This is a genomic window from Martelella alba (assembly GCF_005217455.1).
GTDB lineage: Bacteria > Pseudomonadota > Gammaproteobacteria > Enterobacterales > Enterobacteriaceae > Acerihabitans.
Genome location: NZ_SZPQ01000016.1, coordinates 70,142 through 92,962, shown reverse-complemented (window position 1 = coordinate 92,962; position 22,821 = coordinate 70,142). Strand labels below are relative to the sequence as shown.

Genomic DNA, 22,821 nt, shown 5'->3' with positions numbered 1-22,821 from the left:
ACCGGACGGTATCATGGCCGCGCGCCGCCTGCCGCGGCCAGCGCGGCGGGCACCTCGTCGGCGACCTCGCGCAACCGGTCGATAAACAACTCCACCAGCGAGGAAGCCGGTCGATGCCGGGGACGTATCAGACTGACCGTAAACGGTACCTTGACGCTAAAGGGTTTGACGACCACGCCGTTGGCCGCGTAATCCAGGGCGGTCAGCGGATTGACCACAGACAGTCCGACGCCGGCGCGTACCATGGCGCACACCGCGGCGGCGCTATGGGTCTCCACCGCCAGGTTCCGCGTGATATCCCGCTGCGCGAACAGCCGATCCAGCAGTTGCCGGTAGCCGTCGGTTGCTGACAGGCTGATAAAGGGCAGCGCGTGGAAATCCTCCGGGACGAGCATGTCTTTGGCGCATAACGGATGGCCGGGGGGCAACACGCACACCTCATCCAGCGTCATCAAGGTCTGCCGTTCGGTGCCCGCCGGCGTGAAGGTATTTTCCGTCAGGCCCAGATCATAGCGCTGGGCGGACAGCCATTCCTCCAGCAGCGGGGATTCCTGCGGCGCCACGCGCAGAGTGACGGCGGGATAGGCCGTAAAGAAACGCCGGCACACCTGGGGCAGCAGGGATTGGGAAAATACCGGCAGACAAACCACCGACAATGGCGTTTGTCGGTATTGACGGATGTCGCGCGCCGCGCTCAGTATCCGATCCAGTCCGTAATAAGCGCGCTGTACCTCCTCAAACAACCGCAGACCCTCGCCCGTGGGTTTCAAGCGTCCTTTGACCCGTTCGAACAGGGTCAGTTGCAGCAAATGCTCAAAACGCGCCAGCTCCCGGCTGACGGTGGGTTGGGAAGTGTGCAGCAAAGCCGCCGCTTCGGTCAGGTTGCCGGTGGTCATTACCGCATGAAAAATATCGATATGTCGCAGGGAAATGCCGGCCATGCGCAGGCTCCGCAGAAATAAAGCCATATCATAGATGAATAGACTTCGCCTATATAGATATTTTATCGCACAGGTTGGATTAATCGATAATCATTGGCAGAGAACCTTAACGCCGTTTATCTCTAACGAGGAAGCCATGCCCCACACTCTCTTTGCCACTGACAGCGCCCTTAACGCAGAAAATCTGCGTGCCCTGGCGCAGCGGACCGATGGGCCATTCTGGGCGTATGAGGCCGAAATTTTCCTCCGGCGCATCCAGCAGTTGCGCCAGTTCGATGTGATCCGTTTCGCGCAGAAGGCCTGTTCCAATATCCATGTTCTACGCCTGATGCGCGAACATGGCGTCAAGGTGGATTCGGTATCGCTCGGTGAAATTGAGCGGGCTCTGGCGGCCGGCTTCCAGCCGGGACACTCGCCGAGTGATATCGTCTTTACCGCCGATGTGTTCGATGAGCCCACGTTGCGGCGGGTGAGTGAATTGTCGATTCCAGTCAATGCCGGTTCGGTGGATATGCTGGATCAGCTGGGCGAGCGGTCGCCGGGCCACCGCGTGTGGCTCAGGATCAATCCCGGTTTCGGCCATGGCCATAGCCAAAAAACCAATACCGGCGGCGAAAACAGCAAACACGGTATCTGGCATGGCGATTTGCCGCTGGCGCTGGAACGGGTGCGGCGCTATGGTTTGAAACTGATAGGTTTTCATATGCACATTGGTTCCGGGGTGGACTATGGGCATTTGCGGCTGGTGTGCGAGGCCATGGCGCGGCTGGTCGTCGAAACCGGACAGGATGTGCAGGCCATTTCCGCCGGCGGCGGCTTGTCGATACCGTATCGCGCGGGGGAGGATGCCATTGACACCGCGCATTATTTTGGCTTGTGGGATGCCGCCCGCCGGCAGATCAGCCGCCATCTCGGTCATCCGGTCACGCTGGAAATCGAACCGGGACGGTTCCTGGCGGCCGAGGCCGGCGTACTGGTGGCGCAGGTTAGGGCGGTGAAGGAGATGGGTAGCCGGCATTTTGTGCTGGTGGACGCCGGTTTCAATGATTTGATGCGTCCGGCCCTGTACGGCAGCTATCACCAGATTTCGGTCATCCCGGCCGATCCCGCCGCCGGCGAGCCGCAAGGCCGCATCGACACGGTGGTCGCCGGCCCGCTTTGCGAATCCGGCGACGTTTTCACCCAGACGGCCGGCGGCGACATGGCGCCGCGCCCGCTTCCCGCGGCGCGGGTCGGCGATTATCTGGTCTTCCATGATACCGGCGCCTATGGGGCGTCAATGTCGTCGAACTACAACAGCCGTCCGCTACTGCCGGAAATTCTGTTCGAGCAAGGGCGACCGCGCCTTATCCGCCGCCGTCAGACAATGGCGGAATTACTGGCCCTGGAGCAGATCCCCTCGCCACTGATTTGACCGTGGTCCGGGCGCGTATCATGCGGCGCCCGGACCACGGCCCCTATCCCCGCCGCCTTGGCGGCGGACCGTAATCGTGCCGCGCTTTATTCCAGCTCCGCCAAACGGCGATGCAGCCATATGAACTCCTGGGCCATATCCTGACAGAGCATGGTGGTCATCAGATGATCCTGGGCATGGGCCAAAATCAGATTAACCGGTATCTTACCACTGCCCTCATCCAGCCCTATCAAGCGGGTCTGGATCGCATGGGCGCGCCTCGCCGCCTGCCTGGATTCTTCCATCTGCGTTTCAGCTTCGCGCCAGCGCCGGTTTCGTGCCGACGCAATGGCGCCCATGGCGCCGGAGCGGGCATCGCCGGCATGAATCAATAGCTCCATTACCGTCTGTTCAGCGTCGTCGTTCATCATATCGCCTCATTGGTATGCCAAAATAAGAGATTTTATCTTATTGGAATTCCAATATTCTCTTGTGCGAACAACGTCACAGAAAAATAGTGCAATTTCATTAATTTTTGGTATGCCAAAAACGTAAATCGTTGCCGCCTTGACTGGCGTCAGCCCAAGCACACATTACTCACCATGGGGTATCGTTATGTCATTCAAGGATCGCATGATTGATGCACTGGGTTATTTCGCGAACCATTTCAACAGCTTAAGATATTTCATGGCGATAAAGGCGGCATTTATCACATTGATGCCGGTGATCATCGTCGGCGCGTTTGCCGTTTTGATCTCCAATATGGTTCTCGATCCCGTCACCGGGCTGGCCAGCTTTTCATTTTTTGCGCCGCTGGCCGCGCTGAAGCCCATCATGACCAGCATCAATTACGCCACGCTGAATTTTCTCACCATCGGCGCGGTATTTCTTATCGGCATCGAGCTGGGTCGGCTTAATGGTTCGCATTCGCTCTTCCCCGGATTGCTGGCGATAATTTGTTTTATCGCCGTGACGCCCACCACCCTGGACATGATGGTCGGCGATCGGATGATGCTGGTTAAAGACATCCTCGCCCGGCAATTTTCCGATACCAAAAGTCTGTTTCTCGGTATGTTTATTGCTATCTTATCGGTGGAGATTTATTCACGCCTGGAGAAGGTGGATAAGTTCAGCATCAAGATGCCCGACAGCGTGCCGCCGAATGTTTCGGCCTCCTTTATGGCGCTGATACCGGCCATTATCACCGTCGTGCTGCTGGCCACCTTCGGCTTCGTGTTCCGGCGCCGTGAAATGAAGGAAATCGCCAAGCTTTCCCTTGGGCCATCGGTATTCAATATCAACGAGCCGGTCATATTCGGTATGCCGATTATGCTAAATCCCATTTTGGCGGTTTCCTTTATCCTGACGCCGCTGGTTACCGGCACCATCGGCTACTTCGCCACCACCATGGGATTCGCCGGCAAAGCGGTGGTTATGGTGCCCTGGACCACGCCGCCCATTATCAATGCCTGGCTGTCTACCGCCGGTTCCATGGGCGCGGTGTTTACCCAAATCCTGTGTATTCTGGTTTCGTTCCTCATCTATCTGTCCTTCGTTCGTAATCGCGTCCCGTCGGGCCGACCAGGCGCAGATAGCCGCCGAAAGAACCGAAGCCGCCGCGGGCGGCATGTAAGCCGTATTCCGCCATCCTATGTAAAGCAGCGCCGTCCATCGCGCACGAGGTGATAAATGAGCGAAATTTCCATCGCCATACCTGGCGACTTTATCCTGGGGGCCGCGGCCTCCGCTTGGCAAACCGAGGGGTGGGCCGGCAAAAAGCCGGGCCAGAATTCCTACCTGGATCTGTGGTACAAGGAAGATCGGTCGGTGTGGCACAACGGCTATGGTCCGGCGGTCGCCACCGATTTTATTCACCGCTATCCCGAGGATGTGGCGTTGATGAAAGCGGCCGGGCTTACCCATTTTCGCACTTCGATCAACTGGTCGCGTTTTTTGTTGGATTACGAACAGGTGATTGTCGATGAAGAATACGCCACTTATATCGACCGATTACTGGACGCACTGCTCGGTCAGGGTATTGAGCCGATGATTTGTCTGGAACACTATGAATTACCGGCTATTTTATTGCAAAAATATGGCGGATGGCAGTCCAAGGATGTGGTAGAACTGTTCGTGCGCTATGCGGAAAAAGTGTTCGCCCGCTATGCCGGCAAAGTGAAGCGCTGGTTTTCCTTTAATGAACCTATCGTGGTGCAAACCCGTGTCTATCTGGATGCCGTGCGTTACCCCTACGAGCAAAATACCCACAAATGGATGCAGTGGAACCATAATAAGATTTTGTCCACCGCGCGATTGGTCGAACTGTTTGAACGGCAGGGTTATCGCCGCGCCGGCGGAACGCTCGGCGTCATTCTCAATCCCGAGGTCACCTATCCGCGCTCCAGCGCCCGCCATGACCAGGAAGCGGCCCGCCTTTATGATCTGTTTTATAATCGGATATTCCTTGACCCGCTGCTGCTTGGCGACTATCCCGCGGAATTGCTGGAGTTGTTGAATAAACATGGGGTGCGCTGGGAGGCCACGCCCGGGGAGCGGGATCTGATTCGGCGATACCCGGTGCATGAGGTGGGGCTTAATCTTTATTATCCGCACCGGGTTAAAGCACCCAGCCGGCAGTGGAACGCTGAAACCCCATTCCATCCCGCCCGTTATTACGAGCCGTTCGAGCTGCCCGGCCGGCGGATGAATACCTCGCGCGGCTGGGAGATCCACCCACGGATCGTTTATGACATGGCGGCGCGCATGCGGCGTGATTATCCGAATACCCCCTGGTTTATCGCTGAAAACGGCATTGGCATTGAAAACGAGGCGGCCTTCAAAAATCCCGACGGGCAAATCCAGGATGATTACCGTATCGCTTTCATCGCCGAACACCTCTACTGGGCTCTAAAGGCGCGGGAAGAGGGCGCGCGTTGCCAGGGCTATATGCTGTGGGCCTTTACCGATAACGTATCGCCGATGAACGCCTTCAAGAACCGTTATGGGCTAATTGAAATCGACTTACAGCGACAATTGCGCCGCCGGCCGAAAAAATCGGCCGCCTGGTTTCGTCAATTAAGCGAAAGCCGGGTGTTGACACTGACGCTGGACGACGAAGACAAATAAGGAGAACTGGAAATGAAACGCATAGTCCTGGCCTGTTCCGCCGGTATGTCCACATCGCTGGTCGTGACCAAAATGACCAAGGAGGCGGCTGCCCGCGGGCTTGAATATCACATCTACGCCATCGCGGAACAAGGTTTGCGGGAGGAGTTGCAACACCATGGCAAGGATATCGTGGCGGTGCTACTGGGACCGCAGGTCCGTTTCAAATTGGCGGCCGATAAAGTCCTGGCGGACGAACACCGCGTCCCCATCGCGGTGATCGATTCGGTGGCTTATGGTACTTTAAACGGCGCCAAAGTCCTCGATCAGGCGTTGAGTTTGTTACACTGACAACGACGTGGGCGGCGAGACATCCGGTCAGGCCATCCGGCCGCCGGATGAAGGAAGGGGGCAGCACAAGAATCTTTGGCCGGAACGGGGTAAATGTAAGGGGACATGGGCGTGATTTTGCAGGAAAAAAAACAGTATCAGGAGATTGGCCGCGATATCCGCCAGAAGATCCAGGCCGGGCATTATCCGGTCAATAGCCGTTTGCCCCCGGAGCGCAATATCGCCGAAAGCTACGGGGTCAGCCGCACCATTATCCGCGAAGCCCTGCTGATGCTGGAACTGGAAGGGGTGGTGGATATCCGCCAGGGTTCCGGCGTCTATGTCGTGCGTCCGCCGGGCAACGAGGCGCAGGAGGATGCCGGTTATGACGACAGCGATGTGGGGCCGTTCGAGTTGCTCCAGGCGCGTCAGCTACTGGAAAGCAATATCGCCGCCTTTGCCGCCAAGATGGCCACCAAGATGGATATCGAAAACATGCGCCGGTCGCTGGAGCAGGAACAGCGCGATATCGTTACCAACGAACGCAGCGTCGCCAATGATAAACTTTTCCATGAACTAATCGCCGGCGCCACCCAAAACCAGATGCTGCTGGATACGGTCAGGTCCATCTGGAGCCGGCAGGAATCAAGCGCGCTCTGGCAAGGCCTGTACAGCCACATCGAAACCCGATCTCTGCGGCTGAGATGGCTGGCGGATCACCAGAATATTCTGGTGGCTTTGCGCCGACGGGATGTGATGGGGTCGTACCAGTGCATGTGGCAACATATGGAAAACATGAAAAATACCCTGATGGAGATTTCCGATGCCGACGCACCGGAATTTGACGGCTATCTCTTCGAGTCAGTGCCCATCTTTCAGGGAAAATTGGTGTAACCACGCCGGCCCTGGCAAGGCGTCAATCCGCCGGGGGCGCCACTGAATGGCGCCGAACCAGGGTCGGATTGAAGGTGTTGGTGACTTCCGGCAAAGGTTCGCCCTTGGCCAGCGCCAGCGCCAACTGCGCCGCCTGAGTGGCCATGGCCACCACCGGATAACGTATGGTAGTCAGCCGTGGACGCAAATAGCGGGAGATGAGCACGTCATCGAACCCCACCAGCGACATCTGTTCCGGCACATCAATGCCGTTATCGCTTAGCACCGCCATGGCGCCGGCCGCCATGGAATCGTTATAGCAGGCGATGGCGGTAAAGTTGCGGCCGCGTCCGAGCAGATCGGTAATGGCCTGTTCGCCGCCCACCGCATCCGGCTCGCCGTAGGCAATCAATTTTTCATCGATTTCAATATGGTGATCGGTCAGGGCGTCGAGATAGCCCTGCAAACGATCGGTGCTGTCGGAAATGGGGTGGCAGGAACAGATAAACGCGATACGCTGATGCCCCTGCTGAATCAAGTGACGAGTGGCCAGCCAGGCGCCATAGCGGTCGTCCAGCGCCACGCAGCGGTTGTCGAACGCCGGTAAAATCCGGTTGATCAGCACCATGCCTGGAATATGCGCCATCAGGGCGGTGAGTTCCTCTTCCGGGATCATTTGGGCGTGGACGACCAGCGCGGCGCAGCGGTGACGAATCAATTGTTCGATAGCCTGGCGTTCTTTTTCGACGATGTGGTAGCCGTTGCCTATCAATAGAAAATTGCCGGTCTGATAGGCAATTTGTTCCACCGCTTTCACCATGGCGCCGAAAAACGGATCCGATACATCCGCCACGATCAATCCCAGGGTTTCGGTGGATTGCTGCGCCAGGGCGCGGGCATTGGCATTGGGATGATATTGCAGCTCTTCCATGGCGTTCAGAACCGCCTGACGCGAGCCGTCGCTGGCTTTGGGCGAATTGTTGATAACCCGCGAAACGGTGGCGACGGAAACGCCGGCCAGTTTCGCTACATCCTTTATGGTGGCCATATCGCTTTCAGGCTCTCAATTTCTTAATCTACGTGATTCAGTTTTACGGAAAAGCCCCTCTGATGCAAGGCATTAGGCGGCGGCTCGAGGGGCCAACGGCCGCGCTTTGGCAGTCCGCGAGATGGACAACGCAGTGTCTGTTTCCGGGCCGGCATCCGCGGATTTTCCCAGGCTTGCCCGCGGCCCGGCGGTAGGGAGATATAATCCTGAGCCAAATTTTACAGTTGGTTTCATTTCGAGCATCAATCTTTCGATTGAACGGTAGTTTATTCCGTTACCGGCCATTAGAGTAGGTATTCCCAGAGGTATTGATTGGTGAGAAATCAGCATATCTTGCATGCTGAAACCATTTCAATTGCACCAACCTACGCGGATGCGTAGGTTTTTTTTTGCCTAAATTCCCTAGCCGATATATTCGCCCGTTATACCGCCCCTTGTCCAGCCTATTTCTTATCGGCGGGCAACCCCTGGCCCCGTTGCCGCATAAAAGAAATCCATACCTATTTTTCTTTTTAAAACAGTGTGTTAATATGCGACAATTGCGAATCTCGCTTTTCCTATTGTCAAGGGGAGCTGAACAATGCCTATCCACAACGCTTATGATCAACCCCTGGGAGACGCCTTGCCCCATTGGCGAGCCAGGGAACGCCCTCAACGGCGGGAGCTGACAGGCCGCTTTTGCCGTCTGGAACCGCTGGCGCCGGCGCATGGTCCGGCGTTGTTCCAGGCCTGGCACAGTATCGGCGATGATCGCGATTGGACATATTTCTCGCGGCGCCGTCCCGGCACCCCTGCCGAATGCGATGCGCTCATCGCCGCCAACGCGGCCAGCGACGATCCATTACATTATGCGGTCATCGATCTGGCTACCGGTTCGGCGGTGGGCTCGGTGGCGCTGATGCGAATCGATCCGGATAACGGCGTACAGGAAATCGGCTGGGTAAATTGGTCGCCTTTGATGAAACGTTCCGTATGCGGTACTGAAGCGTTGTACCTGCTACTGGCTTATACCTTCGATAGCCTGGGCTATCGCCGTTGCGAATGGAAATGCCATAGCCTGAACCGGGCGTCGGTACGCGCGGCCGAGCGCATGGGATTTAGCTATGAAGGCACGTTCCGGCAGGCGGTGGTCGTCAAAGGGCATAATCGCGATACCTGCTGGTTTTCCATTATCGACGGGGAGTGGCCGGCCATTGGCCAGGCATTGCGCGGCTGGCTCGCGGCGGACAATTTCACTGACCGTGGCGAGCAGAAGCGGCCGCTGGCCGAATTCATGGCGGCGCGCACCGCCTCTTAATCTTGCCCCGCTCGGCCATGAGGGGTGGGGGTATCCGCGCCGGGCATGGATTCTTTCTTTGCCGCATGCCCCGTGTTGCCGGGTGACCGCCGCGGCGGTCGCCGTGAATAATGGCGGGATACCGCCTAGACTGTTGGGGGAAGTCTGACGAGCGGCCCAGGCGCCGATATGCCAGCCACAATAACGACACAAGGAGACGGCATGCTTTTTTCCCTGCTGCGCTGGTTATTCCGGCTGCTTTATCGCGTTGAGGTCATCGGCGATACCCGGATATTGCACCAAGCCAAAGTGATGATCACCCCTAATCATGTTTCTTTCCTTGATGGCATCCTGCTGGCGGTTTTCTTACCGGTCAAACCGGTTTTCGCCGTTTATTCGACCCTCATCAATGCCTGGTTTATGCCCATCGTCAAACACTATGTCGACATCCTGCCGCTGGAGCCCGCCAAACCGGTCAGTATCAAAAAACTTATCCGGCAGGTCAGCGCCGGCCGGCCGATCGTGGTTTTCCCGGAAGGGCGGATAACCGTCACCGGCGCGTTGATGAAAGTTTATGACGGCGCCGCCTTTGTCGCCTGCCGTTCCGGCGCGACGGTGGTGCCCATCTGGCTCGATGGGCCGGAACTGACCCCCTTCAGTCGGATGGGCGGCGTTATCAAGCGGCATTGGTTTCCCAAAATTACCCTCCATGTGCAAACGCCGGTCAGCCTGCCCATGCCCGAGGCGCCCCGCGGCCGGGACCGCCGCCGGATAGCGGGCGAGCGATTGTTGCGCATTATGATGGAAGCGCGCATGGCTTCCCGTCCCCATCCTACCTTGTACCGGGCTTTGCTGTCGGCGGCGGGCCGCTACGGTTTCGGCAAGCCGTGCCTGGAGGACATTGCATTTTCGCCGGACAGTTATCGGGGACTTATCAAGAAAACCCTCGGCGTCAGCCGTATTCTCGAACGCTTCAGCAACCCGGGGGAGCGCCTGGGGATTTTGTTGCCCAATGCCGCCATCACGGCGGCGGTCATCTTCGGCGCCGGCCTGCGGGGGCGTGTGCCGGCCATGCTGAACTATACCGCCGGCGCCAGCGGAATTAACCATGCCATTGACGCCGCCGGAATAAAGACTATCGTCAGTTCCCGGCAATTTATTGAACGGGCCAAACTTGCCTTTTTGCCGGAACAGGTTGTGCGGGCGCGCTGGGTGTATCTGGAGGATGTGAGAGACAGCCTGACCCTGGCGGACAAAGCCTGGGTTTTGCGCCACCTGCTAACGCCTTATCGCGCCGAGGCGCCGCAACAGGCCCAAGGCGACGCCATCATACTGTTTACGTCCGGCTCCGAAGGCACGCCGAAAGGCGTGGTGCATTCCCATGACAGTATTCTGGCCAATATCGAACAAATCCGCGCGGTGGCGGATTTCACGCCCCGAGACAAGTTTCTGTCGGCATTGCCGTTGTTTCACGCCTTCGGCCTGACCGTCGGCTTGTTCACGCCGCTGTTGACCGGCGCTAAGGTTTTGCTCTATCCCAGCCCGCTCCATTACCGGATGATCCCGGAATTGGTCTACGACCAAAATTGCACCGTCCTGTTCGGCACCTCAACCTTCCTGGCCCAATACGGCCGCATGGCCCATCCTTATGATTTCGCCCGGTTGCGTTACGTGGTGGCCGGCGCGGAAAAGCTCACGCAAAGCGCCCGGACGCTGTGGCAGGATACATTCGGCATCCGCATTTTGGAAGGCTACGGGGTGACGGAATGCGCGCCGGTGGTGGCCATCAATGTACCGCTGGCGGCCAAACCGAACACGGTGGGACAAATTCTGCCGGGTATGGAGGCCCGAATCATCCCGGTGCCGGGCATCCAGCGGGGCGGACGACTGCAATTGCGCGGCCCGAATGTCATGAAAGGCTATCTACGGGTAGAGCATCCCGGCGTACTGGAGGCGCCGGCCGCCGAGGATGAGAAGGGCAGGCGGGAAGACGGCTGGTATGATACCGGCGATATCGTCACCCTGGACAATCAAGGATTCTGCGCTATACAGGGGCGGGTTAAACGTTTCGCCAAACTGGCCGGCGAGATGGTATCGCTGGAAAGTGTGGAATTGCTGGCGGCCCGGGTTTCGCCAAACGCGAGCCACGGGGCGACGGCAAGATCCCATCGCGCCAGGGGAGAGGAACTGGTGTTGTTCACCACCGATAACGGGTTGACGCGTGACCAACTACTGGCGGCGGCCCGTCGCGAGGGCATTCCCGAAATCAACGTACCGCGCGATATCCGTGTGGTGGCCGCGTTGCCGTTGCTCGGCAGCGGCAAACCCGATTTCGGCGCGCTGGCGGAAATGGCGCAAGAGACGGAGTCCGAGGCATGAGCCAACCCACGGCCTTATCCGAACGCCTGCTGACTCGCCCCATGGCGGCGGTGGCTATCGCGCAGTTTTTTTCCGCTTTCGGCGATAACGCCCTCTTGTTCGCCACATTGGCGCTGGTCAAACAACAGCATTATCCCAACTGGAGTCAACCGGTGCTGCAAATGTTGTTTGTGGCCGCATATATTGTTCTGGCGCCCTTTGTCGGCCGCTTTGCCGATAATTTTCCCAAAGGCCGGGTACTCATGGCCGCCAATGGGTTAAAGCTTGTCGGGGCGCTGATTATCTGTTTCGGATGGGGCCCCTTTGTCGGCTATTGCCTGGTGGGAGTGGGGGCCGCCGCCTATTCTCCCGCCAAATACGGCATTCTCGGCGAGCTGACCCAAGGGCGTCTGCTGGTTAAGGCCAATGGTATGATAGAAGCCTCCACCACCGCGGCCATCTTGCTCGGATCCGTGGCCGGCGGAGTGCTGGCCGATTGGCATGTGCCGGCGGCGTTGTGGGCTTGCGCGCTGACTTACGGCGCGGCAATGGCGGCGAATCTGTTTATTCCGCGGCTGCCGCCGGCGCATATCGACGGCGCCTGGCGTCCGCGGCAATTGCTGGGCGGTTTCAACGGGGCTTGCCGCACCCTCTGGCGGGATGGTCAAACCCGTTTTTCCATTATCGGCACCAGCCTGTTCTGGGGCGCGGGCGTGACATTGCGTTTCCTGCTGGTGCTCTGGGTGCCGGCGGCGTTGAACATCCATGACAATGCCACGCCGACCCTGCTCAACGCCATGGTAGCGGTGGGCATTGTGTTTGGCGCCGCCGCCGCCGCTAAGCTGGTTGCCTTGGAGACGGTACGGCGCTGTATGCCGGCCGGTATTATCCTGGGCGGATTCGTCGTGGCAATGAGCCTACAGCACCATCTGATCCCGTCTTATCTGTTGCTTGCCGGCATCGGGGTTCTGGGGGGATTTTTCATCGTCCCCCTAAACGCGCTGGTGCAGCATCGGGGCAAACAAAGCATTGGGGCCGGCAATGCCATTGCGGTGCAGAATTTCGGCGAAAATATCGCTATGCTGGCCATGCTTGGGCTGTATACCCTGGTGGTCAGGCTTGGCACGCCGGCCGTGACCCTGGGGGTCGGATTCGGCATCCTGTTTTCCGCGGCCATTGCTTTGCTTTGGTTTTCGGCGCGCGGCGCCCGTCGCTAGCCAGACGCCCCTTGGCCTCGCCGTCGGCGCCTAGCCGACCTAGGGCGCGGGGAAGGTGAACCGCTGGTGAATGTCCTCCAGCTCGGCCATGACCTCGTCGTCCAGGCGCAGATCCAGACTGTCCAGGTTGGTTTTAAGCTGTTCAAGGGTGGTGGCGCCCAGCAGCGTGGCGGCCACGAACGGCCGGCTTCGCACGAAGGCCAGGGCCATCTGGGCCGGATCCAAGCCGCGCCGCCGCGCCAGCGCGACATATTCGGCCACCGCCTGTTCGGTTTGCGGCGAACTGTAGCGGGTAAAGCGACTGAACAGAGTATTGCGCGCGCCGGCCGGCCGGGCGCCGTTAAGATATTTGCCGGTCAGGGTGCCGAAGCCCAGGCTGGAATACGCCAGCAGTTCCAGCCCTTCATACTGGCTGATTTCCGCCATGCCCACCTCGAAGCTGCGGTTAAGCAGGCTGTAGGGATTTTGCACCGTAACGATACGCGGCAAATCATGTTTTTCCGCCAATTGCAGATAGCGCATGGCGCCCCAGGGCGTTTCGTTGGAAATACCGATATAGCGGATTTTCCCGGCGCGCACCTGTTCAGACAACGCTTCCAGCGTTTCCAGCAGCGTAACCGCGGGTTTTTCATCGGTATAGCGATAGCTCAGCTTGCCAAAACAGTTAGTGGCCCGTTGCGGCCAATGGACTTGATAAAGGTCGAGATAATCGGTTTGCAGCCGCTTCAGGCTGTCCTCCAACGCCAGACGGATATTTTTGCGATCCAGCATTTGCTGCGGCCGGATAAGGGCATCGCCGCCGCGAGCCGGGCCGGTCACTTTACTGGCCAATATGATTTTTTCGCGTTGGCCCCGCCGGCGTAGCCAGCTACCGATATAGCTTTCCGTCAGCCCCTGGGTTTCCGGCCGGGGCGGCACCGGGTACATTTCCGCCGTGTCGATGAAGTTGACGCCGGACGCGACGGCGAGATCCAATTGTTCATGGGCCTGGGCCTCGCTATTTTGTTCGCCAAACGTCATGGTGCCCAATCCCAGGACGCTGACTTCGAGAGAACTGTGCGGAATACGGTGATAATGCATTGAGGCTGGTTCCTTAGTATCAGAAAACGCGGACATCATCTAAACTCGTTGGATTCCAAGCCGCAAGCGCGCGGACTTTCCCCCGCGCTCCCCGGCCGCCCATTTTTGAGCGTCTGGGGATCCGCCGGGTTGCCCCTGCTCGCAACGTGAATTTCCAGAGTCTATGCCGCCGCTGTTTTCCGACTATAACCAAGCCTTGCCGCCGGGAAAAGTAAAATGCTATTGCAGGTACCGATAACCGGCGCTAATCGCATTAACGCTCAATCATTTGCGAGACGTCATTGCTATTGATCTGCATTTTATTACCCCGTTCGTCGGTATAACGGATCATCCCGGTGCTTTTGTCCATTTCGGGCTTGCCCTGGGTCAATATCATCCTGCCGTCTTTGGTTGCCATGACATAATCGCTGGAACAGCCGGCCAGCACGCCCGCCAGAAGCAGCGACGCGCAAATCGCAACGCTTTTTTTCAACAATGTTCTCTTCATGGTGTTCCATCCTCATATCGAACTGATGCCAGTCTAGCAAATCAGCGCCGCGCCATGACCCGCCGGGGTCTTTTTCAGACTGATTTTCAGACTGTCCGCCGGCTTGCGTCCCGCCTGTCTTCACATCGCGCGCGCCATGCCATGCCGCGAATCGTCGCCCGACAAGGACAGCGTCTATTGTATTCCTGGCGGTACCGCCGTGCGGCGGACGCGCGCGTCTTCACGCATCGGGACCGGACTGCCGTCCGGCCGAGGCTTTCTTGCTGCGGGTGAGATTAAGGGCTTCCACGCCCATGGAGAAAAACATCGCAAAATAAATATAGCCTTTAGGCACATGGATATCGACGCTTTCCAAAATGAGCGTAAACCCTATCAAGATAAGAAACGACAGGGCCAGCATTTTCACCGAAGGATGGCGGGAGACGAATTCGCCGATGGGACGGGCGGCGTACAGCATCACGCCTACGGAAATGATCACTGCCAGCATCATGATCAACAACTGGTTGGACAATCCCACCGCCGTAATGACCGAATCCAGGCTGAAAATGATATCCAGCAACATGATCTGGACAATGGCGCCGAGAAAGGAGCCCGCCCCGGCGTCGTGTTCCCCATCCTCTCCCTCCAGCGTCTGGTGAATTTCCTTGCTGGATTTGCAGATCAGGAAAATGCCGCCGAGCAGCAAAATTACATCCCGGACCGAGATGGCATTGTCAAACAGGGTGAAGAGCGGGTAAGTCAGGCGGATCACCCATGAAATGGACGCCAGCAGGCACAATCGCATCAGCATGGCGCCGCAAAGGCCCACAATGCGTGCTTTGGATTGCTGCCTGGCGGGGAGTCGGGCGACGACCAGTGAAAGAAAAATGATATTATCTATGCCAAGAACGATTTCCAGAATAGTCAGCGTGCCTAACGCCAACCAGGCGCCGGGATCGGTAAGCCAATCAAACATGAGTTGCCAAAAACCTAAACGAATATTAAACGAAGATTATATACCCTAAATAATTCTATACTCTAAATACGTTGAGTTGCATCTCGGCGGCGCCGACGAGGGCAAGGGATTGCGCGTTCCCTCGGCGATGCGGGTGGATTAAACCAGGAAATGTTTGGCCAGCAACGGACCGGTAAAGGTTTTCTTTAAGTAGAAACCACGCGGCAAGGTCATTATCGGCTGGCCGTATTCGCCCACGGCGGCGGTCAAGACCCGGCCGTTGGCGGCCTTGGGACGCAATTGTAGAACCTCGCCGTGACGGGCGGTGATTTTCTCCACCTGACCCAGCACGATGAGATCCATCAATTCCTCCCAGTCCTGTCTAAGCCGATTTTCCTCCTCTGGGTCCGGACTCCAAAGCAACGGCGATCCGATACGCCGCAGGGCCGGCGGTATATCGCGGCTGCCTTCCACCGGGATCCACAATACCCGCGCCAGTTTATGCCGGACATGACTGGTTTCCCATGTCACGCCGCTGTTGCCGGTCAAGGGCGCGACGCACACAAAGGTGGTTTCCAGCGGACGGCCTTGGCTGTCGACGGGGATGGTTTTCAGTTCCACGCCGATATGGGCGAAATCCTGTTCCGGTTTGCTGCCGGCGCTGGCGCCCAGATAGCGCTCAAGCAAAACGCCGATCCAACCCTTATCGCGTTTGAGGTTGGCGGGCGCCCGCAAGCCCGCTCCGGCGGCCAGTTCCCCAAGACTGTAGCCGGCCAGGGCGCCGGCGCGGGCCAGTAATTCGCTTTCGTCGACCGGCGGCGCCATCGGGTGCGATAGAGTGGGCTGGCTCATGTTAGCGTGTCCCTGGAGCGACTAAAAAATAAACTGATACGTCCGTAGCCGGGCGCCGGCTGTGGACGAATCCTGGAAAAAATAATAATAGCATGATTTTGAAGTTATTTTTCTTGCAGCTTTCCTGACCGGCCAACGTTATCTTTCCGGTTGTTCACGCGTCGGCGGCAACAATGAACAGGATCTTACACTAGTTTATCCACAGATATATGGGATAACCTTGATAAATAGCGACTACTGTAGCTATCCACAGCCTTGACTGACGCAAACATTACTGATTTGTTCCAAATTTCCGATAATTTTTGCGCAGGTTTGTGGATAAAAACAGCATTGTCTGATTTTTAGCCTTGCGCAATCCATCGACCGGTACCGGGGGAAACATTGACACGGGCAAGTGGTGGTGGGCCACTTTAGGCGACTGAATTCTCTTTGAATTTTTCAGATAAATCTGGGCGGGTCCAGAATGCCGAGGAAAGTTTTCCCATCGTTCTTCAGCGTTCTGCACAAAGCTATCCACAGAAAAAGTGCATAATTGGCCGATCGCCTCCCTAAACTTGTTAATAACTTATTCGCCAATGCCGCTAAAAGCGGGTTTGAGGTCGGACTTTACTGAAAAGCAGTGGTTTACCGTATTGAGGGGATGTGAAACAATCACATCATGTATGCATCATAAGTAGTCGAGGTAGTCTGGTGATCGATGATGATGGCTACCGCCCGAACGTTGGTATCGTAATCTGTAATCGCAATGGGCAGGTGTTATGGGCCAGACGCTACGGACAACATTCATGGCAATTTCCTCAGGGCGGTATTAATGCCGGTGAAACCGCTGAGCAGGCCATGTACCGTGAACTGTTCGAGGAAGTGGGGCTCGGACGAAAGGATGTGCGGATTCTGGCGGCCACCCGTAACTGGTTGCGTTATAAACTGCCCAAACGCCTGGTGCGTTGGGATACCAAACCGGTATGCATAGGACAGAAGCAGAAGTGGTTTCTTCTACAGCTTATGTGTCAGGATGCCGATATCAATATGCAGCGCGGGGGCACTCCCGAATTCGACGGCTGGCGCTGGGTCAGCTTCTGGTACCCGGTGCGCCAGGTGGTTTCATTTAAACGGGATGTCTACCGTCGGGTGATGAAAGAGTTTTCCGGTACTGTCATGCCGTTGCAGGACGCTTCCGCGCAACGGCCATGCCCTGCCTATCGCAGAAAGAGGGGATGAGCTACGCAAAACATGCTCACGCGTTTACGGGAAATCGTTGAAAAGGTCGCTGCCGCGCCCCGTCTGGCCGATACGCTGGACATCCTGGTCAATGAAACCTGTCAGGCGATGAACACCGAGGTTTGTTCGGTCTATCTGGCGGATAACGACAGGCGCTGCTACTACCTGATGGCGACGCGCGGTTTGCAAAAACCGCGCGGGCGCGCCATCACGCTCGCGTTCGACCAGGGCATCGTCGGGCTGGTGGGCCGGCTGGCGGAACCCATCAATCTGGCTGACGCGCATACCCATCCCAGTTTCAAATATATTCCCGCCGTCAAGGAAGAACGTTTCCGTTCCTTCCTGGGCGTGCCGATCATCCATCGCCGGCAGTTGCTTGGGGTTCTGGTGGTACAGCAGCGCGAACACCGGCAGTTCGATGAAAGCGAAGAATCCTTTATGGTCACGCTGGCCACTCAGTTGGCCGGCATTTTATCGCAATCGCAACTGAATGCCTTGTTCGGCCAGTACCGGCAGACCCGTATCCGCGCGCTGGCCGCGTCTCCCGGCGTCGCCATAGCCCAGGGGTGGGTGGATACCAGCCAGCCCTCGCTGGAACAGATTTTTCCGGCATCGTCGCTGGATACCGCGCTGGAACGGGAACGACTGACATTCGCCCTGGGGGAGGCCGCGGCGGAATTCCGCCGCTACAGCAAAAAATTCAACGCCAGCGCCCAACAAGACAGCGCGGCCATATTCGACCTTTACTCTCATCTGCTAAACGACGCCCGGCTTAAACGGGAGTTGTTCGCCGAGATCGATGCCGGCTCCATTGCCGAATGGGCCGTAAAGCAGGTGATAGAACAATTTGCCGATCAATTCGCCCGGCTCAGCGATAATTACATGCGCGAGCGGGCCAATGATTTGCGCATGCTGGGGCAGCGTTTGCTGTTCCACCTTGACGACAACAGTCAGCGTGTGACCCAGTGGCCGTCCCGTTTTATTTTGGTGGCGGACGAACTGAGCGCCACGTTGCTGGCGGAAATGCCGCAAAACAAAATGGTCGGCGTGGTGGTGCGCGACGGCGCGGCCAATTCTCACGCCGCCATATTGGTCAGGGCGATGGGCATTCCCACCGTGATGGGGGCGGATATCCAGCCTATGTTGCTCAACCAGCGCCTGTTGGTGGTGGATGGCTATCGCGGCGAATTGCTGGTGGATCCCGAACCGGTGCTGGTTCAGGAGTATCAGCGTCTCATCAGCGAGGAAAAGGAGCTTAGCCGTTTGGCGGAAGACGACGTGGAACAGCCGGCGCGGCTGAAAAGCGGCGAACGCGTACAGATTATGCTGAATGCCGGTTTAAGCGCCGAGCACGAACAACGCCTTGGCGATAGGGTCGACGGCGTCGGGCTGTATCGCACCGAGATTCCGTTCATGCTGCAAAGCGGTTTTCCCTCCGAGGACGAACAGGTAGCGCAATATCAGGGCATGCTGCAACTCTTTCCCGCCAAGCCGGTCACCCTGAGAACGCTGGATGTGGGCTCGGACAAACAGCTCCCCTATATGACGCCCATCAGCGAGGAAAATCCCTGCCTGGGCTGGCGTGGTATCCGCATTACGCTGGATCAGCCGGAGATCTTCTTGATCCAGGTGCGCGCCATGCTGCGCGCCAATGCGGCCACCGGCAACCTGAGCATTCTGCTGCCGATGGTCACCAGTGTGGACGAAATCGACGACGCCCGGCGCATGATCGACCGCGCCGGCCGGGAAGTGGAGGAAACGCTGGGCTACGCGCTGCCGCCGGCGCGCGTCGGAATCATGATCGAAGTGCCGGCCATGGTCTATATGCTGCCGTCGCTGGTGAGCCGGGTGGATTTCATTTCGGTGGGCACCAATGACCTGACTCAATACCTGCTGGCGGTGGATCGCAACAATACCCGGGTCGCCGCCATGTACGACAGCTTGCATCCCGCCATGCTGCAGGTCTTGCATAAAATCATCGGCGATTGCCGGCGACTCGGCCTGGAATGCAGCCTGTGCGGCGAGATGGCCGGCGATGCCATGGGCGCGCTGCTGCTGACCGGCATGGGCTATCGATGCCTTAGCATGAACGGCCGCAGCGTGGCGAGAATCAAATATCTGCTGCGCAATGTGGACCTGGAGGAGATAAGCGTGCTGGTGGATCGGGCGCTGGCCGCCCAAAACGCCATTGACGTGCGCCACCAGGTGGCCGCCTTCCTGGAACGTCGCGGTTTGGGCGGCTTAATCCGCGGCGGGCGCTGAGCGCCGCGGCGAAAACCCGCCCGGCCGACGGTAAATTTACCGTCGAGCGACCGCGATTTACCTTGCCCTATGCTATGATACGCCGTGAATTATCCCTAAGTCGTGGTGATGAATGACAAGCAAATATCTGGCTTTTCCGCAATTTGATCCGGTAATTTTTTCCATCGGGCCTATCTCGCTTCACTGGTATGGCTTGATGTACCTGGTGGGTTTCGTCTTCGCCATGTGGCTGGCGGTGCGGCGCGCCAACCGTCCCGGCAGCGGCTGGACCAAGGACGAAGTGGAAAACCTGCTCTACGCCGGTTTCCTTGGCGTCTTTCTTGGTGGCCGCATCGGCTATGTCCTGTTTTACAACCTTCCGCTGTTTCTGCAAAACCCGCTCTACCTTTTCAAGGTATGGGACGGCGGCATGTCATTCCATGGCGGCCTCATCGGCGTCATCTGTGTGATGTTATGGTTCGCCCGTCGTACCCATCGCAGCTTTTTTCAGGTGTCGGATTTCATTGCCCCGATGATCCCCTTCGGCCTGGGGGCCGGCCGGCTGGGTAATTTCATCAACGGCGAACTGTGGGGGCGCGTCTCGCCCGGCACGCCTTGGGCCATGCTCTTCCCCGGTTCGCGGGACGAGGATCTGGCGCTGTTGCCCACGCATCCTCAGTGGCAGGCATTGTTCGACCGATACGGCGTATTGCCCCGCCATCCTTCCCAATTGTATGAATTGCTGCTGGAAGGGGTGGTATTGTTCATTATTCTCAATGTGTTTATTCGCAAACCGCGGCCGCTGGGCAGCGTTTCGGGCCTGTTCCTGATAGGCTATGGCACCTTCCGCGTGATCGTGGAGTTTTTCCGCCAGCCCGATGCGCAACTGGGCCTGTTCGACAACGTGATCAGCATGGGACAGATCCTGTCGTTGCCGATGATCGTCATCGGCGTCATCATGTTCATATGGGCCTATCGCCATCACGCGACGCAAAACGCGTCTTGAGGTTACATGAAACAATATTTGGAATTGATGCGGCTGGTGCGCGAGCAGGGGACGCCGAAATCGGATCGCACCGGTACCGGCACCTTGTCCATTTTCGGCCATCAGATGCGCTTTGATCTGCGGCAGGGGTTCCCGCTGGTCACCACCAAACGATGCCATCTGCGGTCGATCATTTACGAGCTGCTGTGGTTTCTCAACGGCGACACCCATGTCGGCTATCTGCATGAGCACAATGTTTCCATTTGGGACGAATGGGCCGATGAAGAGGGCAATCTCGGGCCGGTCTACGGTAAGCAATGGCGAGCCTGGGGCGCGGCCGATGGCCGACAGATAGATCAATTAAGCCGGGTGGTGGAGCAGTTGCGCCGGGATCCGGATTCGCGCCGGATCATCGTTTCCGCCTGGAATGTCGGCGAATTGGATCAAATGAAACTGGCCCCGTGCCATGCGCTGTTCCAGTTCTATGTCGCCGACGGCACGTTGTCCTGCCAGCTTTATCAACGCTCCTGCGATATTTTCCTCGGTTTGCCGTTCAACATCGCCAGCTATGCCTTGCTGACGCATATGCTGGCGCAACAATGCGATCTGCGGGTGGGGGACTTCGTCTGGACCGGCGGCGATACCCATCTTTACAGCAATCATCTGGCGCAGGCCGATTTGCAATTGACGCGGGAGCCCCGTGCGCTGCCAACCCTGGTCATTAAGCGCAAACCGGCGTCATTGTTCGATTATCGTTTTGAGGATTTCGATATCCAGGGCTACGATCCCCATCCTGCCATCAAAGCCCCGGTGGCCATCTGATCTTTCCGCCGGACATGTCGTCCGGCCCCTCTATCCCCTGGTGTGAAAACACCGCCGTCAGCTCCCCTCTTCGCCGGTTTGCACGCCTTGCCGTTTTGTTTGCGCGCCGTTTCGCGGTTCCGGCAGGGGGCGCTGGCGCCTGCATAGCGGCATGAGATAGCCTGACGGCATGAAGAAACGGATATTCTCACCGCAGGGTTTCAGCTTGCCGGAAATGCTGCTGGTCATGCTTTTGGTCAGTATGCTGGCCCTGTCCGGCGGCCACGCCTGGCATGGCTATCGGCAGCATGCCCGGCTGGCGGAGGCCGCCCGGCAGATAACGGATTTCCTGGCGCGGCTGCAATGGCGCGCCGTTCGCGGCAATCAGGCATGCCGGATGTCTTTCATGCCCGACGCCGGCACAACCCTCGCCGGTTGCTGCGGCGCTTGCGTGGCGCAAACGATCTTGCGGCCGCCGCTGACCGATGTCCGCCTGAAGATAGCCGAGCCGGGTTATATACGCTTGCTGGGCTGGCACAATACCGCTACGCCGACGCATGTGCTGGTAAGCAATCCGGCCGGGTCTATCAGAATCATCATCTCCGGCGCCGGGCGGCTGCGCCTGTGTAGTGAAAAAGGCCGCTGGGCCGCGGTACCGCCATGTTGAAATCCGGGCAGGGGGGATACACGCTGGCGGAAACCTTATGCGCGCTGGCGGTCAGCGCCGTGGTGATGATGGCGGCCATGCGTTTGTTGCCGCAAGTGCAGCGTTTCAGTTTGAACCATATTCGCCAGATACAACTGGCGCGCCATATCGACTACGCCATGTTGACGATGGAAAAGGACTTGCGCCGGGCCGGCATGTGCCGTTCCCGATGCCCGCGGCCGGCGGTGGTTATCGGCCAACGGCGGGGCGAGACGCGCCAATCCTGCCTGCTGACCACCTATGCCTTCTATGCGCCGGCGAGCATCGCGCCATCCGGACCGCTTGTGGACGAGACTTTCGGCTACCGGTTGCGGGAAGGCGCGCTGGAAGCGCGGCGCGGCGTCACCCATTGCCAGGGCGGCAATTGGGTGAAAACGCACGATCCCCGGCAATGGCGGGTGACCCGGCTGCGCTTCGAACCGTTGGCGGACAACGCCTACCGTATCGTACTGGCCGGCGAATCGCGGGGTAAGCCCACTGTCCGGCATGGGATCAGCCGAATAGTCGCCTGCCGTAACGGGTCGTCATGAATAGCGAACAGGGCGGCGGCACGTTGGCGGCCATAATGGGATTGCTGTTGCTTGGCATGACGACCCTGCTTGTCTGGCAACGGACTCAATCGGCCTGGCGCGATATCCTTCGTGACGAACAGCAATATCTGACGGCCTTTCATCGGGCCGAGTCCGCGTTGTCCTGGGGAATGAGCCAATACTGGCGGGGCGACGACGCGCCGCTGGCGCAATGCCGTCGGCCGATCGGCGAGCCTTTTCGCGCCTGCCTGGTGGTATCCGGGGCGGGCGAGGGCTGGCTATTGCGGGGGGAAAGCGGCGATCCGGACGAGCGGACCGGCGATATCACATTATACCGACGGGTCGCGCCGCGTCTGGCCGATAAGGGGACGGCAGGGGAACGGCTTTACGTTTTGGATGCCGTTGTCCGAGGCTGGCAAGACTATCCCGCCGGCTAGCCGGTGAGT

22 protein-coding genes are annotated in these 22,821 nt (G+C 58.2%); 15 read left to right on the top strand and 7 right to left on the bottom strand.

The annotated features are described in order from the left end of the window. Nucleotides 1-11 precede the first annotated feature (11 nt). A complete protein-coding gene (locus FCN80_RS12070) occupies nt 12-941 on the bottom strand; it encodes a LysR family transcriptional regulator (RefSeq protein WP_136990410.1) in 930 nt (309 codons plus the stop codon). Nucleotides 942-1,077: 136 nt separating this feature from the next. Here FCN80_RS12070 and lysA point away from each other — a divergent pair, with 136 nt between their 5' ends. Next, on the top strand, nt 1,078-2,355 hold the full coding sequence (gene lysA / locus FCN80_RS12065; RefSeq protein ID WP_136990409.1) for a diaminopimelate decarboxylase: 1,278 nt from the start codon (nt 1,078-1,080) through the stop codon (nt 2,353-2,355). Nucleotides 2,356-2,441: 86 nt separating this feature from the next. Here lysA and FCN80_RS12060 read toward each other — a convergent pair whose 3' ends face one another. Next, nucleotides 2,442-2,765, bottom strand: coding sequence for a PTS lactose/cellobiose transporter subunit IIA (locus FCN80_RS12060; RefSeq protein ID WP_230492635.1), 324 nt, complete (start codon nt 2,763-2,765; stop codon nt 2,442-2,444). Between the two features lie 202 nt (nt 2,766-2,967). Here FCN80_RS12060 and FCN80_RS12055 point away from each other — a divergent pair, with 202 nt between their 5' ends. From FCN80_RS12055 to FCN80_RS12040, 4 genes are all read left to right on the top strand, one after another. Continuing rightward, the gene (locus tag FCN80_RS12055) at nt 2,968-4,020 is read left to right on the top strand and encodes a PTS transporter subunit EIIC (RefSeq protein ID WP_230492634.1); all 1,053 of its coding nucleotides are present in this window, start codon (nt 2,968-2,970) and stop codon (nt 4,018-4,020) included. 3 nt (nt 4,021-4,023) lie between these two features. Beyond that, entirely contained in the window at nt 4,024-5,460 is a 1,437-nt protein-coding gene (locus FCN80_RS12050; RefSeq protein ID WP_136990407.1) for a glycoside hydrolase family 1 protein, read from the top strand. Nucleotides 5,461-5,472: 12 nt separating this feature from the next. Continuing rightward, the gene (locus FCN80_RS12045) at nt 5,473-5,790 is read left to right on the top strand and encodes a PTS sugar transporter subunit IIB (RefSeq protein WP_136990406.1); all 318 of its coding nucleotides are present in this window, start codon (nt 5,473-5,475) and stop codon (nt 5,788-5,790) included. Nucleotides 5,791-5,895: 105 nt separating this feature from the next. After that, nucleotides 5,896-6,663, top strand: a complete 768-nt coding sequence (locus FCN80_RS12040; RefSeq protein ID WP_136990405.1) for an FCD domain-containing protein — start codon at nt 5,896-5,898, stop codon at nt 6,661-6,663. 22 nt (nt 6,664-6,685) lie between these two features. On the opposite strand, the gene galR is transcribed toward FCN80_RS12040, so the two are convergent. Next, nucleotides 6,686-7,690, bottom strand: coding sequence for an HTH-type transcriptional regulator GalR (galR, locus tag FCN80_RS12035; RefSeq protein ID WP_136990404.1), 1,005 nt, complete (start codon nt 7,688-7,690; stop codon nt 6,686-6,688). Nucleotides 7,691-8,270: 580 nt separating this feature from the next. On the opposite strand from galR, the gene FCN80_RS12030 reads away from it, so the two are divergent. From FCN80_RS12030 to lplT, 3 genes are all read left to right on the top strand, one after another. Beyond that, nucleotides 8,271-8,987, top strand: coding sequence for a GNAT family N-acetyltransferase (locus tag FCN80_RS12030; protein ID WP_136990403.1), 717 nt, complete (start codon nt 8,271-8,273; stop codon nt 8,985-8,987). A 201-nt stretch (nt 8,988-9,188) separates the two neighbouring features. Further along, on the top strand, nt 9,189-11,345 hold the full coding sequence (aas, locus tag FCN80_RS12025; RefSeq protein WP_136990402.1) for a bifunctional acyl-ACP--phospholipid O-acyltransferase/long-chain-fatty-acid--ACP ligase: 2,157 nt from the start codon (nt 9,189-9,191) through the stop codon (nt 11,343-11,345). Further along, nucleotides 11,342-12,541: a lysophospholipid transporter LplT gene (gene lplT, locus FCN80_RS12020; RefSeq protein ID WP_230492633.1), complete on the top strand. Its 1,200-nt coding sequence runs from the start codon at nt 11,342-11,344 to the stop codon at nt 12,539-12,541. The genes aas and lplT overlap by 4 nt, the downstream gene beginning before the upstream one ends. Nucleotides 12,542-12,580: 39 nt before the next feature. Here lplT and FCN80_RS12015 read toward each other — a convergent pair whose 3' ends face one another. The 4 genes from FCN80_RS12015 to mutH all read right to left on the bottom strand — a co-directional run bounded on the left by FCN80_RS12015 (nt 12,581) and on the right by mutH (nt 15,894). Continuing rightward, a complete protein-coding gene (locus FCN80_RS12015; RefSeq protein WP_136990401.1) occupies nt 12,581-13,621 on the bottom strand; it encodes an NADP(H)-dependent aldo-keto reductase in 1,041 nt (346 codons plus the stop codon). A gap of 253 nt (nt 13,622-13,874) precedes the next feature. Further along, on the bottom strand, nt 13,875-14,108 hold the full coding sequence (locus FCN80_RS12010) for a YgdI/YgdR family lipoprotein (protein ID WP_306767873.1): 234 nt from the start codon (nt 14,106-14,108) through the stop codon (nt 13,875-13,877). 220 nt (nt 14,109-14,328) lie between these two features. Further along, nucleotides 14,329-15,063, bottom strand: coding sequence for a TerC family protein (locus tag FCN80_RS12005; RefSeq protein WP_136990400.1), 735 nt, complete (start codon nt 15,061-15,063; stop codon nt 14,329-14,331). A gap of 138 nt (nt 15,064-15,201) precedes the next feature. Then, a complete protein-coding gene (mutH, locus tag FCN80_RS12000) occupies nt 15,202-15,894 on the bottom strand; it encodes a DNA mismatch repair endonuclease MutH (RefSeq protein WP_136990399.1) in 693 nt (230 codons plus the stop codon). Nucleotides 15,895-16,584: 690 nt separating this feature from the next. Between mutH and rppH the strand changes: the two genes are divergently transcribed. The 7 genes from rppH to FCN80_RS11965 all read left to right on the top strand — a co-directional run bounded on the left by rppH (nt 16,585) and on the right by FCN80_RS11965 (nt 22,812). After that, nucleotides 16,585-17,112 (top strand): RNA pyrophosphohydrolase, encoded by a 528-nt coding sequence (gene rppH / locus FCN80_RS11995; RefSeq protein ID WP_136990398.1) that lies wholly within the window; start codon nt 16,585-16,587, stop codon nt 17,110-17,112. 12 nt (nt 17,113-17,124) lie between these two features. Continuing rightward, the gene (gene ptsP / locus FCN80_RS11990; RefSeq protein ID WP_136990397.1) at nt 17,125-19,374 is read left to right on the top strand and encodes a phosphoenolpyruvate--protein phosphotransferase; all 2,250 of its coding nucleotides are present in this window, start codon (nt 17,125-17,127) and stop codon (nt 19,372-19,374) included. Between the two features lie 112 nt (nt 19,375-19,486). Then, nucleotides 19,487-20,359 carry a prolipoprotein diacylglyceryl transferase gene (gene lgt / locus FCN80_RS11985; protein ID WP_136990396.1) on the top strand — a complete coding sequence of 291 codons (873 nt, stop codon included), beginning with the start codon at nt 19,487-19,489 and terminating at the stop codon, nt 20,357-20,359. 6 nt (nt 20,360-20,365) lie between these two features. Then, complete coding sequence (gene thyA / locus FCN80_RS11980; RefSeq protein ID WP_136990395.1) at nt 20,366-21,160, top strand: thymidylate synthase; 795 nt, start codon at nt 20,366-20,368, stop codon at nt 21,158-21,160. Nucleotides 21,161-21,329: 169 nt separating this feature from the next. Further along, nucleotides 21,330-21,806 carry a prepilin-type N-terminal cleavage/methylation domain-containing protein gene (locus tag FCN80_RS11975; RefSeq protein WP_136990394.1) on the top strand — a complete coding sequence of 159 codons (477 nt, stop codon included), beginning with the start codon at nt 21,330-21,332 and terminating at the stop codon, nt 21,804-21,806. Continuing rightward, nucleotides 21,800-22,375 (top strand): prepilin peptidase-dependent protein, encoded by a 576-nt coding sequence (locus FCN80_RS11970; RefSeq protein ID WP_136990393.1) that lies wholly within the window; start codon nt 21,800-21,802, stop codon nt 22,373-22,375. The genes FCN80_RS11975 and FCN80_RS11970 overlap by 7 nt, the downstream gene beginning before the upstream one ends. Further along, a complete protein-coding gene (locus FCN80_RS11965; RefSeq protein WP_136990392.1) occupies nt 22,372-22,812 on the top strand; it encodes a DUF2509 family protein in 441 nt (146 codons plus the stop codon). Before FCN80_RS11970 ends, FCN80_RS11965 begins: the two co-directional genes overlap by 4 nt. The last annotated feature ends 9 nt before the right edge of the window (nt 22,813-22,821 follow it).